19 protein-coding genes are annotated in these 14,772 nt (G+C 66.6%); 5 read left to right on the top strand and 14 right to left on the bottom strand.

Going from position 1 to position 14,772, the window contains the following annotated elements:
- Positions 1–196: 196 nt before the first annotated feature.
- The gene (locus EDD27_RS39025; protein WP_127941257.1) at positions 197–451 is read right to left on the bottom strand and encodes a DUF397 domain-containing protein; all 255 of its coding nucleotides are present in this window, start codon (positions 449–451) and stop codon (positions 197–199) included.
- 21 nt (positions 452–472) lie between these two features.
- Positions 473–1,327, bottom strand: coding sequence for a helix-turn-helix domain-containing protein (locus EDD27_RS39020; protein WP_127936846.1), 855 nt, complete (start codon positions 1,325–1,327; stop codon positions 473–475).
- 252 nt (positions 1,328–1,579) lie between these two features.
- Between EDD27_RS39020 and EDD27_RS39015 the strand changes: the two genes are divergently transcribed.
- Both EDD27_RS39015 and EDD27_RS39010 read left to right on the top strand, forming a co-directional pair.
- Positions 1,580–2,032: an ATP-binding protein gene (locus EDD27_RS39015; protein ID WP_127936845.1), complete on the top strand. Its 453-nt coding sequence runs from the start codon at positions 1,580–1,582 to the stop codon at positions 2,030–2,032.
- A gap of 341 nt (positions 2,033–2,373) precedes the next feature.
- On the top strand, positions 2,374–3,105 hold the full coding sequence (locus EDD27_RS39010) for an HNH endonuclease (protein WP_206641850.1): 732 nt from the start codon (positions 2,374–2,376) through the stop codon (positions 3,103–3,105).
- A gap of 539 nt (positions 3,106–3,644) precedes the next feature.
- Here EDD27_RS39010 and EDD27_RS39005 read toward each other — a convergent pair.
- Positions 3,645–4,016 carry a hypothetical protein gene (locus tag EDD27_RS39005; RefSeq protein ID WP_127936844.1) on the bottom strand — a complete coding sequence of 124 codons (372 nt, stop codon included), beginning with the start codon at positions 4,014–4,016 and terminating at the stop codon, positions 3,645–3,647.
- A 104-nt stretch (positions 4,017–4,120) separates the two neighbouring features.
- On the opposite strand from EDD27_RS39005, the gene EDD27_RS39000 reads away from it, so the two are divergent.
- Positions 4,121–4,408 carry a cupin domain-containing protein gene (locus tag EDD27_RS39000; protein ID WP_127936843.1) on the top strand — a complete coding sequence of 96 codons (288 nt, stop codon included), beginning with the start codon at positions 4,121–4,123 and terminating at the stop codon, positions 4,406–4,408.
- Here the strand turns inward: EDD27_RS39000 and EDD27_RS38995 are convergent.
- From EDD27_RS38995 to EDD27_RS38980, 4 genes are all read right to left on the bottom strand, one after another.
- On the bottom strand, positions 4,403–4,618 hold the full coding sequence (locus tag EDD27_RS38995; protein ID WP_127936842.1) for a hypothetical protein: 216 nt from the start codon (positions 4,616–4,618) through the stop codon (positions 4,403–4,405). The two genes, EDD27_RS39000 and EDD27_RS38995, sit on opposite strands and share 6 nt — an antisense overlap.
- 219 nt (positions 4,619–4,837) lie before the next feature.
- Positions 4,838–5,272: a nuclear transport factor 2 family protein gene (locus tag EDD27_RS38990; RefSeq protein ID WP_127936841.1), complete on the bottom strand. Its 435-nt coding sequence runs from the start codon at positions 5,270–5,272 to the stop codon at positions 4,838–4,840.
- An 813-nt stretch (positions 5,273–6,085) separates the two neighbouring features.
- Positions 6,086–6,415: a type II toxin-antitoxin system PemK/MazF family toxin gene (locus tag EDD27_RS38985; RefSeq protein WP_127936840.1), complete on the bottom strand. Its 330-nt coding sequence runs from the start codon at positions 6,413–6,415 to the stop codon at positions 6,086–6,088.
- Positions 6,415–6,771: a hypothetical protein gene (locus EDD27_RS38980; RefSeq protein WP_127936839.1), complete on the bottom strand. Its 357-nt coding sequence runs from the start codon at positions 6,769–6,771 to the stop codon at positions 6,415–6,417. Before EDD27_RS38980 ends, EDD27_RS38985 begins: the two co-directional genes overlap by 1 nt.
- A 723-nt stretch (positions 6,772–7,494) precedes the next feature.
- On the opposite strand from EDD27_RS38980, the gene EDD27_RS38975 reads away from it, so the two are divergent.
- A complete protein-coding gene (locus tag EDD27_RS38975) occupies positions 7,495–7,758 on the top strand; it encodes a nuclear transport factor 2 family protein (RefSeq protein ID WP_241564490.1) in 264 nt (87 codons plus the stop codon).
- Between the two features lie 27 nt (positions 7,759–7,785).
- Here the strand turns inward: EDD27_RS38975 and EDD27_RS38970 are convergent, their stop codons facing one another.
- From EDD27_RS38970 to EDD27_RS38955, 3 genes are all read right to left on the bottom strand, one after another.
- Positions 7,786–8,154, bottom strand: a complete 369-nt coding sequence (locus tag EDD27_RS38970; RefSeq protein WP_127936837.1) for a DUF6461 domain-containing protein — start codon at positions 8,152–8,154, stop codon at positions 7,786–7,788.
- 251 nt (positions 8,155–8,405) lie between these two features.
- Positions 8,406–8,630: a hypothetical protein gene (locus tag EDD27_RS38960; protein ID WP_206641849.1), complete on the bottom strand. Its 225-nt coding sequence runs from the start codon at positions 8,628–8,630 to the stop codon at positions 8,406–8,408.
- Between the two features lie 51 nt (positions 8,631–8,681).
- Positions 8,682–8,990 carry a hypothetical protein gene (locus EDD27_RS38955; RefSeq protein ID WP_206641848.1) on the bottom strand — a complete coding sequence of 103 codons (309 nt, stop codon included), beginning with the start codon at positions 8,988–8,990 and terminating at the stop codon, positions 8,682–8,684.
- Positions 8,991–9,362: 372 nt separating this feature from the next.
- Here EDD27_RS38955 and EDD27_RS38950 point away from each other — a divergent pair, with 372 nt between their 5' ends.
- Positions 9,363–11,351: a hypothetical protein gene (locus EDD27_RS38950; RefSeq protein WP_127936836.1), complete on the top strand. Its 1,989-nt coding sequence runs from the start codon at positions 9,363–9,365 to the stop codon at positions 11,349–11,351.
- A gap of 135 nt (positions 11,352–11,486) precedes the next feature.
- On the opposite strand, the gene EDD27_RS38945 is transcribed toward EDD27_RS38950, so the two are convergent.
- From EDD27_RS38945 to EDD27_RS38930, 4 genes are read right to left on the bottom strand one after another with little or no spacing between them, the layout of a single operon-like run.
- Complete coding sequence (locus tag EDD27_RS38945) at positions 11,487–12,185, bottom strand: IclR family transcriptional regulator (protein ID WP_127936835.1); 699 nt, start codon at positions 12,183–12,185, stop codon at positions 11,487–11,489.
- Complete coding sequence (locus EDD27_RS38940; protein ID WP_241564489.1) at positions 12,182–13,456, bottom strand: cytochrome P450; 1,275 nt, start codon at positions 13,454–13,456, stop codon at positions 12,182–12,184. Before EDD27_RS38940 ends, EDD27_RS38945 begins: the two co-directional genes overlap by 4 nt.
- Before the next feature lie 21 nt (positions 13,457–13,477).
- A complete protein-coding gene (locus EDD27_RS38935) occupies positions 13,478–14,242 on the bottom strand; it encodes an alpha/beta fold hydrolase (protein ID WP_127936834.1) in 765 nt (254 codons plus the stop codon).
- Positions 14,188–14,760: an ATP-binding protein gene (locus tag EDD27_RS38930; protein WP_127936833.1), complete on the bottom strand. Its 573-nt coding sequence runs from the start codon at positions 14,758–14,760 to the stop codon at positions 14,188–14,190. Before EDD27_RS38930 ends, EDD27_RS38935 begins: the two co-directional genes overlap by 55 nt.
- Positions 14,761–14,772 lie beyond the last annotated feature (12 nt).

Here is a 14,772-nt window from a genome sequence, read left to right as displayed (position 1 = left end):
CCACAAGACGGTGCACGAACCCGTACGAACGACCCGTAGCGGGCCCATACCCCGGGGCGGTGGCATCGGAGCGATCGAGGGCTCTTGGCGCGCGCGATTGCGTTCCGAAAGCTATGCCGGTCACAGTCCGGGGCATGCGCGTTGGCTGCAGTGGCGTGCAGCAGGGCGGCCACGCCGTTCTAACAGATTGAGCCACTCAAATTAGATCGTCGAACTCACCGTCTTTGACGCCGCCAAAGAATGCTTGAAGCTCAGAGCGAGTAAAAGCCAAGACGGGACCCGTTGGGTTCTCGCTGTCACGGAAGAGCACCAAGGGTCCTCGGCCGGCCTTGTGGGGCGCGTCGGCTGGGATGGCGCCGGACAACGCGACTTCTACACATCCGTTGCCGCCGTCGCTCCGCCGACTCTTCCGCCAGGTGAGAGTGGTGGGATCGATTGGACTTGTGTGCATGTCTGGCAGATCCTCTTCCATCTATAGACGGCCAACCACTTCTGAGATCAGCTCTACCGATTCATGTGGGCTAAGCGCCATTGCACGCATTTGGTCAAAGGCGAGGCTATAGCGGTGAACCTCCCTATCGTCCTCAATCCAGAGGCTGCTCGTCATGGTCTCGATGTAGACCACGTCAGGGTCGTACACCTCGGGAAACGACAGGATGGAGAACGGGGTGTTGGCCCCGGGGTGGGCGCCGACGGAGCTGGCCAGGATCTGGATCGTCACGTTGGGCAGTTCCGACAGTTGGATCAGAGACTCACACTGGGCTCGCATGATGTCCGCACCGCCGATCAGGCGATGAAGGGCGGCTTCATCCAGGACCATCCAAATGCTGAGAGGGTTGTCCCGATGGAGGATCCTCTGCCGCGTCATGCGGATCTCGACGCGACGATCAACCTCAGAAGCGGACGTGAACGGGACCAGGGCCGCCTTGATGACCGCCCGTGCATAGTCCTCTGTTTGTAGGAGGCCGTGGATGAGGGTTTGAGAGAAGCACCGGATGTCGGTGGCCTCAGATTCCAGGCTGATGTAGTTCGCGTAGTCGGTTGAGATTGTCTCGTACGTATCCCACCAGCCGCGCTGCATAGCAGTTCGCGCGAGATCCGCGAGAGCATCACGCCTGGAGCCTGATACGCCGTAAAGGTCGAGAAGCGCCGTAAGATCGCCGGTGCGCACCCCAACCTGCCCTGTCTCGATGCGGCTGACCTTGCTGACGGACCACCCAAGCCGTTCTCCAGTCTGCTCGCCCGTGAGTCCAGAACGTTCCCGCAAGACGCGGAGCTCTGCTGCGAGCCTGCGGCGCCGGAGCGTGGGACCTCGCCCACCAGCCATTGTCAACCTCCTCTCAGCGTGTGGCCCACCAGTCTTCCGTACGTTGCAGACCTGTGCATCGTATGCAGGCAAGAGAATCAAGTAGCAAATTTGCAGTTCTGCTTGCACTGACTGTCTGAGTGAGTCAGGCTTCGATTACACGGCGTGACTGATGTGTCACACCGGGATGTCACCAGGCAATCCACGCCGTGCGATCGACGTGTGGATGCGAATGACCTGTGTACGACCGGATGGTTCTGAGGAGGTGGCGTTATGCGCGAAGAGTTCCTGGCCGAGTTGGTGTTCCCTGGAGTTTCGCGTTCTGTGTCGACAGCCCGGCATTGTGTCGGGCACGTCCTGACGATGGCGGGGCATCTCGACGTGAGCGGTGCTCAGCTGGTGGTCAGCGAGTTGGTCGGGAATGCCGTAGTGCATACCATCTCGGGCTTGCCCGGTGGGCTCGTCGCAGTGGACATCACGGCAATCGGCGACGACCTGGCCCGGATCGATGTAATCGACGGCGGCTCGGCTACGGTTCCCCGGATGCGCGAGCCGACCGAGACAGATCCTCGGGGGCGCGGCTTGCGGATTGTCGACGAGATGGCGGTCAGGTGGGGCGTGCGTGGCGACGCCTGCGGAGGGACCGCGGTGTGGGCGGAGGTGTTCACAGTCCAAAGCGCGCCGGCCTGCGCGGCTGACCTGTCTGTCTGCAACGTGGCGTCGTAGTGTGGCAGTCCACCGGAGCCAGAGGCGCTTCCGATGCGTAGCGAGGATGGCGTGCCGTGACCTCCGGCCAAACCGCACAGCCGTTCTTGACGGGTTCCGGTTGCTGGTCCTGCTATGTATCTAGCGGGTGCGCTGGTCGCAGGTGTAGGAACTCGGTTGTGATCACATCACTGGGCGACGACTTGGACAGCCGGGTACGAGCGGCGGCCATGGCGTGGCTTCGTCAGCGATGCACGCCCGAAGATCCGGTCGTTCGGCGTGACGAACTGCTTGGCTTCCAGTTTGAGGGCCGAGCGTTCCCACTGATCGACAACCAGTTGGGCATCCGGAAGCCCTAGGGCATGGCCGCTGCACTGTCGATCCTGACCACTTACACCTCCGACGGTGCACGCGCGCCCTACGAGGACGCCGTGGGTGATGACGGCCTTCTGCGGTACAAGTTCCAGGGCAATCCACAGCATTACACCAACGTCGGGTTGCGAGTCGCCTTCGAGCGCAGCGTGCCGCTGATGTGGTTCTTCGGCATCAAGCAGGGGTTGTACCTGCCCTTCTTTCCCGTCTGGATCGTCGCTGTCGAGGCCGAACAGTCCCAAGTCGCGGTTGCGTTGGATGAGGCTCAGCGGTACCTATCAATAGACAGCGTGACGAGCGAGATCGAACGCCGATATTCCCACAGGATTACCAAGCAACGGCTGCATCAACCGGTATTTCGGCAAAGGGTAATCCAGGCGTACGAGAGTAGTTGTGCGATGTGTCGCCTGCGGCATCGATCACTCCTCGATGCCGCCCACATCATTCCTGATCGCGACACCCGTGGTGTCCCGGCTGTGTCCAACGGCGTTTCCCTGTGCAAGATCCACCATGCGGCGTACGACGAGAACATCCTCGGCGTCCGGCCTGACTACGTCATCGAGGTACGCGCCGACATCCTGGAGGAGATCGACGGACCGATGTTGAAGCATGGGCTCCAGGAGATGCAAAACCTCAGGCTCGCGATTCCTCGTCGACGTGCTGATCATCCCGACCCTGGCCTTCTTGAGGAACGCTATGAACGGTTCCGCGCTGTGTCATGACAGAAGTAGAGCTCTCTCCTGGCCGAGCCATGAGGCGGGTGTCAGGCGGGATGCAGAGGCTCGGGCCGGCGAAAGCGCGGACTGAGCCGGGCGTGCGCTGTGGGAGTCAAGCGAGCAAGAGAGGGTCGGCGGCGGGATCCCGGTGTCGCTCTGTGGCATTTGCCAGAGAGATTCTGATCTGTTGCCCGCGTGCCCGCGGCGCGACGGGCAGCGCTGGTGGCCGTGCATCCCGATTACCGCGTGGGGCACGCGTACGCCGTGGGCTGGCTGACCGCGCCGCATCGGCGACCTGTCCCGGGTGCTCGCGCCCCACCGAGTGGGTGCCGCGCCTATGGCGCACGGTGCTGGAGATTACTTCAGCGGTCGCGGGCGCGCTTGTGCTGCCGTAGCTCGCCGGGCCATGACCGCCGCTCCAACGTCAACGGCAAGATGTTCCTCGCGGTGAGCGAGTACGCCGAGATGATCCTTTACCGCGCGATCGGTTCGACTATCTCCACCGACGCAGGCGATTCCCGGTTCGAGCTGATCTGGTGTTCGGCCTAATACCCCTGCGGCGGGTAGGGCGGATGCTGGACGTGCTGCACCGGCAGATGGCGAGTCACCCTCCAGCCGATGAACGACACCGGGATGGCCACGATCAGCCACAGCCCGATGGTGAACAGCGCCAGCCACCAGTGCAGGAACACCCACAGACAGCCATGAATGATCATGGTTATCGGGTTGAATCCCCACTCCTTCACCGTCGTGTACTGCACTGGCCCATACAGGGGACCGCTCGGCACCGGCCCGTACGGCTGGCTGTAGGGCTGCGGCTGGTACGGCTGAGGCTGGTACGGCTGCGGGTACTGCGGGCCGGACTGGGCGCCGGACTGCTGGCCGTACGGGTCGTGCGGCTGGGGCGGGTAACCCATAGAGCGGCTCCAGAGGTAGGGGACACGACGCTGTGGGACGTTCCAAGCATCATCCAGGTTGACGAAGACCACGTGTCCAGATCCGGACACCTCGGAGCGCGATCATGCACGTGCCCGCGGGCTGCCCACACGCCTTCTTCAACGCCGAGCCCATGCCCGCGCGGATGCTCTTCATGGTGTCCCCGAGCGGCCACGAGGACTACCTGCAGGAACTGGCCGAACGGCCGGCGGCGGGCCACCGGACCAGGCGGCGATCGCGGCGCTGCGGGCCCGCCACGACATCCACCAGCTCACCCCGTTCGGCCGCCATCGCCCAAGGTGTGTGGCCTGTCAACGGCATGGTCGCGTGCTCGTACGGTGCGGCGGTGTTCCTGTGGGGCGGGCGGTCATGAGGCGATCCAGTTCCTGGGTGGTGAAGCTGCGGTAGAAGTGCTTGGGGTCGGCCAGCATCCGGCCGACCGGCCATCCATGGCGTCGACAAAGGAGTCGGTGTCGCCGGGCCGGCTGGTGATGTCGAGCATCCAGTCGCGGGTGCCGGGCGGCGGCATCTTGCCGTCGCGGATCAGCGATCTGGACAGCTTGGCGCCGGTGTCGGTGGTCACGCTCACGTGGTAAGCGCCGTGGTCGGTGGCCTACACGTGTCCCCGCAGGTCGATACCCAAATCCAGGCTCACTTGTGACTACCGACTACGGAACCCCGGTTTCTCCGTGGCCCGGGCAGCTGAGCCCAGCGGCCCTCCAGATCGGGGAAGGACGAGCGGCGGGAACCCGCCGGCGCTTCCGCCCGTACACAGGGAGTGACCGACGGACCGGCGCGGCGGTCACCCAGTCAGGGCGGTGCCGGCGTCGGCCGGGCTGACGTGCCCCGCGATCAGGCGCCATTCTCCGCCATCCCGCACCCAGGTACGGGTGTAGCGCACTCGGGCGTGGAACCGCTCGCCGTTCATGACACCTTCCAGCGTGCCGAGGAACCACGTCACGCCGGTGTCCCCGGCGACGAGCACCTTCAGGTCCTCCTGCTCGACCCGCGTCATGGACTGCCGGCCGGACCGGTGTATCTCCAGATCGTCCTGCTTGGTGTAGTGCCGGCCGTCCGGCCCGGTGAACACCAGCCGGTCGTCGATCAAGCGGTCCAGCTCCGCCACGTCCGAGGCCAACTGGGCCTGCTGCAGGCGCTGCTCGGCGGCGCGTAGCGCCTCGGCGGCAGCGGAGTCCGTACCGCCGGGCTGCTGCTCGGTGCGGGACGTTTGAGACATGAGACCACCATAGCGAGGCCGATCGGATCACACGCACCGCTGGTCAGGGCGGTGTCACGGTGGCGGGCCCGGCTCACCGGCAACGGGCAGGCGGTGGCCGACGAGCACCGTACGTCTAACTCCGCGCCCTGCGCTCACAGGGCCGCTCCGCCAACCGCCGCGACTCGTCCAGCGCGCCGCCCACTCCACCCGCTGCTCGTCAGTCAACTCGGCCTCGCCAGACCATGATCGCCCAGCCCTGCGGTGTCGCGATGGTGCGTGTGGCCACGTGCAGCTGAGCTATCCGCTGAGCACGGAGGATGCGTGTGTGGATAAGGTGCCGGCCGCCCAGGCTCCAGTGTCTGGTCTGGCTGCGCGTCCAGGCCTCGAATCGTATGTCGACTCGCGCTTCCTGCCCGTGCAGGGGGCGTCGTCGACATGGAGCGCGGTCAGGCCCCGTGATTGCCAACCGGCGTCGTACTCGAACACGATCCATTCCAGGGCATCCCCGTGAGAGAACAGCGCCGCTGTAAGATCGCCTTCGATAACGTCACGGGACAAGCGTCAGACAAGGGCACCAGATCGGTATCGTGCGGAATATCCAGTCCGTGCTCGATGATCTGGCGTCCCTGTTCGGCCAGGGCCGGGTGGAACTCTGGCATGTTGACGGTATGTCCGCCAAGCCCAGGGTGTCGAGAACGTCATCCCATACAGAAACGCGGTAGAACGGCCGAGCCGCCCCTTCAATGCCGAAGATAGATTTACCTCTGCCCCGACGCCCGTCGACGCCTGGATGAAATTGCTCGTGGCTCTGGACCGCCTTTGCTGGGCTGCCTACAGCGCGAGCGCGTGCCGTAGTCCTTGACTGATGCGCATCATCGTCTGGAGACTCATACCCCCCAGGTCGCGCCGCAGATCCTCGGCGAAAAGGATCACAATGTCGTCGCAGAGCGCTCGCCCGACGACTGGGTCCTCGGGCGCGAGTTCGATGATGCTCGGCAGAGGAGGCTTGGAAGAGGTGGTGATCCGTACGGCGAGATAGGTGGCCAGGGCACGGTTGCGAGCGTTGTTGCTGACGATGACGTACGGCTTTTCACCGTACTCCTCGCCCAGATCAGCCATGTAGATGCGCCCGCGAAGCGGGTAGCTGTTGCCGGAGGACATCAGTCGGTGGCGACCTCGGCGGTGCGGCGGCGCGCGGCCCGTCTGAAGGCGCGATCCTCATTGTCCTGTGCTGCGGCGAGGGCTGCGTATCCGGTAACCATGACCTCTTCCAGGACCGCCTTGCGCGCCACATCAACCAGCGTGTGCAGGGCCGCCGCAGTGGATGTGTCGGGTCCAAGGGTCTGGCCCGCCAGGTGCTGGATGGCCATGTTCTCCGCACTGCCGGGTGTACGGATGGCCTCCAGCAGTTCTCGATCCTGGTCAGTGAGGGGTACGGGAGTGCGGCTCACGCTCATGATTACATGATGCAAGATATGGCGCATGATCTGCAACATCAGATGGCGCAGAACGCGCACGGGAGGCGAAGTGATTAGCCAACACGTCAAGCCTTGCCTCTGGTACGCGCCGATTGCTGCGAGGTCCCATCGCACCTCGTCTCGTCCTCCTGCAGCGCCGTCGTGAAGCGGACCACGTCGGGAGCCGTGGTGAAGCCGTTGCCACCGCCCGAGCCGATGTAGGTGCGGACTGAATCGCTGGGCCGGCGCCCCATGATGCCGCCCTTGTCCAGATGGCGGCCACACGAACAGGCGCTTGAGCGCTGTGGGCTCCGAAGGCCAAAGGGGGCGTCACTGTCGGACGCTGGGTGCGCTACTTTTGAGGATCCGTCGGGCGGCGCTGCTCAACGCGGTTCTGGATGTTACGGCGGAGCGCCCCGGCGTTGACCGGTTGCACGAGGCTGCGACGCGCCGGGATCCGGCCGCCCTCATCACGGTCACGTGCGGGTTTGGGCCGCAGACCCGATCGTGTTCCGTCGCCTTATCGGACTCGGGGCGTTGGACTTTGGCGTGGGGCAGGCGGACGACGGCACTGCCCAGAGGATCCATGACCTGCTGCGGTGGCACCTCCGAGGGAAGAAGGGACGATTAGGGCCTGTTGCGAAAGTGGATCTTGACGTTCCGCGCCGTTACCTGGGAAGTAATGGCGCCGATCTGTCGGCGCTGGCCAGAATGCTGATCTCGCCGCGTCAGTCGGACGTGGACTTCGGATCGGAGTGATACGTCGTGTCCATAGCCGTACCCGTGACCACCCGCGCTGTCGTGGAGGAGCTGTTGCGCCGGATCGGCGAGGGCGATCCCGAGCGCATCGCTGAGATGTATGCCGAGCGGGGCGACTGGAAGCTGGACTGGCCGGAGGCCGCCCGCTCCACCGGGCGTGCTTATGGCGCTCGGTTCGCCTTGCACCTCACCGTCGAAGACGGCCTGGTCACCCGTCACCATGTCTACGAAGACAGCCTTGCAGTCGCCCAAGCGTTCGACACGAAGGGGCCGAGTGAGGCTTGCTGAGGCAGCCGCGAAGTTAGAAGCTAACGGTCACAGCCCGCTCCGGCGGATACGCCGCCGCCGGCGGCCCCGCGACAGCTTGGTCACCACCTCGTGGAACTTCACCATCCACCCATGGGGCTCGATGGCCACGCACCACTCGCCGGCCTGGGAGACGCCCACGTAGCCGCCGCCATCCCCGCCATCCGTCTCGTTGACGAACTCGTCGGCTTTGTCCTCGAGTCCGCCGAAGTCCGACTCCTGGCCGGAGTCCTCGCCGCAGCTGAAGCGGCGCACCACCTCCGCCGGGTCGAGCCCGCGGAAGAAGGCTACGCTGAAGATCACGCCCAGTGGGCCGCCGCCCTTGCTCTCGGACACGTTAGGCCACTGGAACGGGGCTAAGGGATCGGTCGTCGTCATGCGGGTCATGGTGGCAGGGCGTACCGACAATCAGCCGAGATCCGGCGCCGCCCCGACATGGTCGCTGGCCCACACCCTTGTCATCGGCCGGTTGAAGATACGCGTGTACGAGTCCGCCGATCTCGATGCGCTGGTGGCCCTTCTGACGGACGACGTATTCATCCCCATGCCACCCATGGCCCCTCGAATACGAGGGCCGAGACGTTGTGGCCCGCCTCTTCGCCGGCATCTTCGGCGACAGGTGGATTCTGTCAGAACAGGACTACGCGGGTCAGGACGACTTGCTGGTTCTTCCTGTCGATCCTGTACTCCGCGATGCCATACCCCTTAGGTATCAAGATCTCTCTCCAATCGGGATCGGCACCGACTTGGTCGCTTCCAGCCAGCCACGGGTCCTCACAGATCGCGACCGTGAGTGCCGCCACTGTCGAGAACACCTCCGCTGAGACCGATGGGTCAGCAAGCGTGTCAGCCACGATCTCCGAAGGGACAACCGGCCATAGGTCGTCGTCCTCTTCGCTTCGCGCTCATCGGACGCCGCGCTCCTGCCGTCGGCGGAGGACCTCCTCCATGCTCGTGGTCGGCAGGGTTCCAGCTTCTGCCGCCGCGCGTACCCGGTCCCGATCAGGATCGGTGTCGAGCATCGCGCGGCCCCACCAAGCGGTCAGTACCCCGTCTAGCTCAGGGCCCTGCTGCGCTTCCAGAAGCTCGGCGAAGAACTGAGCGCGGCGGCTTCCGCGCAGCGCGTTGGAGATGCCGCCGATCGTCTTCGGAACTCTCGGATGGTCTACCGGGCCTCCGCCAACGGGCTGAGCGCTCATGACACCGCCTTTCATGGTTTCAGCGTACGACGTGAACGCGATTGCTCGCAGGGTTCCCGCGGCACCGGCCGGCTCTGAGTGGGGCGGGCAGCAGGCCTCCTTTGAGGATGAAATGCCGACCGCCCAAAGGGGACGCCGCCAAGCGGTAGAGGAAACGTTCGAGCACGTACTCGACCATGAGCTCCTCTGTGGATCGTCTGCTTTGTTCAGCTAGGTATCGGCCGGCGGTGTCCTGGCTCGGCATTTGGAGGAGTCGTCGGCCGCGGGCGTGATTTTCCGTCCCCGTGCCCGCCCAAGGGGCCGTTCGGACCATCATGGGGAGCCACTGGTTGCTGTGGTGCCATGGCCAGCGGGCAAGAAGACCGACCCCCGGGATCACGAGGAATCATGCGCACTTTTTTCGAGCCGGACGAGTACGAGGAGTTCGAGGCGGCCAAGGACGTGCTGATCCGCCGCTGCCTCGGCTGGGCCGGTGGTCGCGGGCTGAGGGCCGACGCCACTGTGCTGGAGGCGGCCCTGGACGCACGTCATCGCAGCACGGACGGGCGGCTGGCCTTCTGGAACGCCGAACAGGTGGGGCGGTTCCTGGGGGAATGGATTCCCCGGTACGTCATCGCGCCGCGAGAGATGCTCGAGGCCGCGCCGGAAACTCTGCTGACGCTGCTGCGCTACCTCGACGCGACTGGCCTGCGGGATCCGCGCGGCGCCACGCCGGTCGAGCTGGAGACGGCCGTGGCGGAGGCCGCGAACGACTACCCGGCGGTGCTGGACGACCCGCTGCGTCTCGGGCTGGCGAAGTTCTGGGCGCAGGTGGCGCTCGACCACGGGGTCGATCTCACCGATCAGGAGGTCCTGAACAGGTTCCAGCGAGACATCGACGCGGGGCGGGTGGCGTACGACGCCGACCTGCTCGAAAAGATTGCGGAGGCGCGCTTCTTCGACCCCGGGCTCGACGAAGAGCGGGCGTTCCCTCAGCTTCCCGTCACCCTGCCGCCCGCCCCGGAGCTGGCCGCCGCGGCGGCGCGGAGCCAGACCGTACGGCGGCTGACGGCTCTGGCCGACTGGGTGGGAAAGGACGGACGGCCGCTCACCACCGCCGGGAACCTCCGCCTGGCCGACGCCCGTGAGCTGGCCGAACTCCTCGGCACCGGCGAGCAGGACCTCAAGGCCCGCAGTGCCACGGAGCTGCCCAAGCTGAGCTTCCTGCTCGAATGGGCGAAAGGCATCCGCATGGTCCGCGTGCACAAGAGCCGTCTCGTCCGCGTGGCCAAGGCCGCGCCGCTCCTGCGTGATCCGGAACAGCTGTGGGCGCGGGCCTTCGAGGCATTCTTCGAGCTTGGCATGGAGCTGGGCCCGCCGGAGAGCTGTGCGTCGCTGCTGGCCGAGGAGTTCGACGAGGCCATGCCGGATGTGCTGAACAGCGTGTACGGCCTGCCGGGCCGCGTCCCCGTGGCCCGGCTCCAAGAATCGGTCTGGCTGGCCTGCCAGGAGAACTTCCAACTCGACGACGATGACCCCCGGCACGACCTGTGGCGACAGGAGGTCGACCGGGACCTGGTCGCGGCGCTGGAGGCGCTGGCCGAGCTGGGCGCCGTGGACCTGGACCACGGCATGGCCGACGAGCTCTACTCCAGCGACCTCGACGACGAAGAGCAGATGTTGCCGCCGGCGGCGCGGGACCGCCTCCGCGCCCCCCTCGCCAAGCCGGGCCCGCTCGTCAGCCTGACACCGCTGGGCGTGCGAGCCATGCGGGAGCGGATGCTCGCGGAGGGCCGGGACGCACCGCTCGTCGGCGAGCTGGCGCAGGCCGCACCGGGCGAGCTGCTCGGCGTGCTCGCGCAGCACTACCCGCCGGACATGGCCGCGATGGAGCTGGACGGTTGGCTGGCGGCACACGGCGGCGAGGTCGAGCCGCTGCTGGACGCCATCCGCGTCTGCCCGTTCCGTACCCGTGCCGCCGCCATGCTCGACGCCCTGGCGGATGCGCTGCCCGACGGTCAGCCGCTCCTCAGGCGGCTGCGCGGGGATCGGGCGCTGGGACCCATCGCCGTGACTGCTCTCCTCGAGGAGGACGCGCTGCGTCCCGACGACCTCACGTCGGAGGAGCACCTGCTGCTGATGGCGGAAGGAATGCTCACGCTGCTGGAGCTGGGCGGCCCTGACGAGGTCATGAACCAGGTCACCCAGATCGCGGGACGTGAGGCGCCGGAGATCATCGACACGGTCGTGCGCTCCGGCCATCCCGCCGAGGTCGGCATGGACGAATTGCGCAGGCTGGTGGCCGAGCCGCTGCGCGCCCGCACCCACCGGCTGCGCTTCGTGGAGGGGCCTCGCCCGGGCGCTCGGGGCCACCATGGGAAGAGACGCAAGCGCTGACCCGCACCCATGGCTCACCCTTGAACGCAGGGCCGCTGCCGGCGTGACGTGCCGGCCCTGTCCCATCGGAGGGCGCATTCACCCGAGCGTCCTCTTCAATGGAGGTGCAGGGGCGAGGTGGCCTGCCCTGTCGCGCTAGAGGAGCCGCGATATCTCGGTCGCGGCGCTGAGCACCAGTGGGACGATCGTGCTCTCATCCCGCACGCCGATGGTGACCACGCCCACGCTGGCGTTGGCCGGGCGCCCGGGCGTGGTGATCGGGGCAGCGACGCCCCACGCCCCGGGCTGCAGCTCACCCGCGGTGACCGAGTAGCCGGAGACGCGGGCCTCGGCTATCGCCGGGCGCTCCCCGGAGCGGGGCGGGCGGCCGGCCAGGATGGCGATCCCTGAGGCGCCGCGGTTCGCGGGATGCCGGGTACCGGGGCGATAGCTGACGTGGATCTGTGAGGCGCGCGGCTCGGCCACGGTGAGCACGACCGCCTGGCTCTCGTCGATGTCGAGCACCGTGATGAAAGCGGTGGCGTTGCAGGTGTCGGCCAGCATCTGGAGCGCGGAGGCGGCCGCGCTGCGGAGCCTGTGCTGCACGGCGGCGTTGAGCTCGACGATGCCGAGGCCGAGGGTGAAGCGGGTGCCGATCCGTGCGACCAGCCGGTGGTTGCCGAGGGCGGCCAGATGGCGGGAGACGGCGTTGCGATGGATCCCGGCCGACTGCGCGAGTTCGGTGATCGTCAAACCGTCCGGGTGGTCCCTGAGGATCTCCAGGAGCCGCAGTCCGGTGTCGATCGTCTTCGAGCCCGCCATGGAGGCGGCCGTGCTGTGGTGCTCCGCGGTCATCGGACGCCTTGGCGAGGTACGGGTGTGTAGCGTACGGGCAGGTGCTTGATGCCGCCGATGAAGTTCGACACCAGCCGGACAGGTGGTCCGGCGAGCTCGACGTCGGGCAGCCGCCAAAGAAGTTCGCGGTAGAACGCGCGGAGTTGCAGCCGGGCGAAATGGGAGCCGAGGCACACGTGCGGGCCGTTTCCGAATGAGATGTGGTCATTGGGCCGGCGTGCGATGTCGAACCGCATCGGGTCGGGGAACTGCCGCTCGTCGAAGTTGGCGGCACCGTGAAAGACGACGACCTTGTCGCCCGCGGCGATGGCCTGTCCGGCCAGGACGGTGTCGCGTACTGCTGTACGTCGGAAGCTGAGGACGGGGGGATGCCAGCGCAGCATCTCCTCGATGGCCGAGTCGAGGAGCTCAGGCTGATCGAGCAGCCGACGATGCTGGTCTGGATGGTCGAGCAAGGCGAGCATCCCGCCGGGCAGGGCCGAACGCACCGTGTCGTTGCCCGCGATGACCAGGAGAAAGAAGAACATCGAGAGTTCGGGATCGGTGAGACGCTGCCCGTCCACCTCCGCCGTGGCGAGCGCGGTCATGACGTCGGTTGCCGGGTTCCGGCGCTTGTAGGCGGCGAGGGAGTGAGCGTACTCGAACATGTCGCTGAGCATGGCCGGGGATCGCGGATTGACCGGCTTGCCGTCCGGGCCGCGTACGACGGTCGCGTGGTCGGGATCCTGGTAGCCGATCACGCGGTTGGTCCACTCCAGGATCTGGCCGCGATCGGCGGAGGGGATGCCGAGGAGATCGGCGAGGTTGTGGATCGGGTAGTCGTCGGTCACGTCCACCGGCAGGTCGCACTCGCCTCGCTCGGCGATCTCGTCGACGAGCAGGCGCGCCCGTGCCGCGATGCCGGTCCTGAAGCGCTCGATGCGCCTGGCGGTGAACACGCCGGAGACTATCCGCCGGAGCCGGCCGTGGTCCGGCGGATCGAGGTTGAGCATCGTGCGCCGGATGAACGACAGGTCGGCGGGGTCCGGGTCACGGATCTGGGTGGCGCCGAGCCAGGAGCTGTACTCCATCGGCGTGCGCAGCACGCGTACGACGTCCGCGTGGCGGGTCACCGCCCAGAACCCGGGCCCTGCCGGCCAGTCACCGACCTCGTGCTCCTCGTGCCAGTGCACGGGGTCGTGGTCGCGCAGCCAGCGGTACGTCTCATGCGGGATGCCTTGTGCGTAGATACGCGGGTCGAACACGTTGACCGTCGTATTCATGTCGATCATGGACATCCCATCTGGAGATCGTCAGGCGGACAGGAAACGTTCGATGGCGGACACCAGGGCCAACGGTGTCTCATCCATCGCGTAGTGGCCGGCGTCCGCGAATGTCAGCAGCTCGGCGTTCGGGTACCACTGCAGCCACGTACCCCGCATGACATCGGCGGAAAGTGCGGGGTCGTGCTCACCGGCGATGACGAGCACGGGCGTGGCGGCGCCGGCCACCTCGGTGTGGAAGTCGGTGCGCGCCCAGGCGTCCAGGTAGGCCCGGTAGGCGGTCACCGTGGAGTTCCGCAGCGAGTTGTCCACCATCTCATCGAGCCATGTGCCCGGAAGCCGGTTGCCGGTGGTGAGATCGATGATCGCACGACGGTTGGCGGGCTCCTCGGCGGAGCCGGAGAACAACGCCCAGCCCTGCTCGTCGAACGGCACGCCGGAGGCCGGCACCGGAGAGATGCCGACGAGCTTGCGGACCCGGCCGGGCGCGTCCAGCATCACCCGCTGCATCGCCGTGCCGCCCATGGAGTGACCAACCAGGGAGAAGGTCTCCCAGCCCAGCTTGTCGGCGAGTGCCGTCACGTCGGCGGCGATCTCGGCGAGGGTGTACTCGCCGGTGAGGTCGCGGGCCTCGCCGTACCCCCGGTAGTCGGGGAAGGCGTAGGTGAAGGCGTCGCCGTCCAGGTAGGGCTGGATCTTCCTGAAGGAGCCGCGGTCTCCGAACCAGCCGTGCAACGCGATTACGCGGTGCGGCCCGGAGCCGTGGACGTCGTGAGGAAGGACGACGGGGGACATGGGGGATTCTCCTTCGTGTTCGTGGCGCCGGATGGGGAACGCTCAGCGAATGTCCTGCCAGTCGGCACCTCGCCCGCCCGTCGGGCATCGCCGAGGCACTCCAGGCTGAACCAGACGTACTTGCCGGCTTCGTGCTGGACGGCGCCCCACTGGTCGGCCTGCGCCTCCACCAGGAACAGCCCACGCCCGCTTTCGGCGAGGAAGTCAGGGGCTCGCTGCGTGGGGAGGGTGGGATCGGAGTCGCAGACCGCCAGCCAGACCGTGGTGTCCCCCACCCGCACGTTGATCCTTATGTCGGAGGATCCCCGAGCGGGAGGGGCCGCGTGTTGGACCGCGTTCGTGACCAACTCGCTGGTCAGCTCGATGATCGTCGCCTCATTGGCGGCGCAGAGAGGCAGATCCCAGGAGGCGAGCATCGCCGACACCCAGCGGCGGGCGATTGATGACGCGATCGGGGAGCAGGGCAGATCGCACCAGCCGGAAAGCCGCCTGCTCGTGAGGTCGGTGACGACGGTCATCGCGCGCTCGCT

The sequence above is a fragment of the Nonomuraea polychroma genome (assembly GCF_004011505.1).
Classification (GTDB): Bacteria; Actinomycetota; Actinomycetes; order Streptosporangiales; family Streptosporangiaceae; genus Nonomuraea; species Nonomuraea polychroma.
This window is presented reverse-complemented; position numbering and strand designations above follow the sequence as displayed.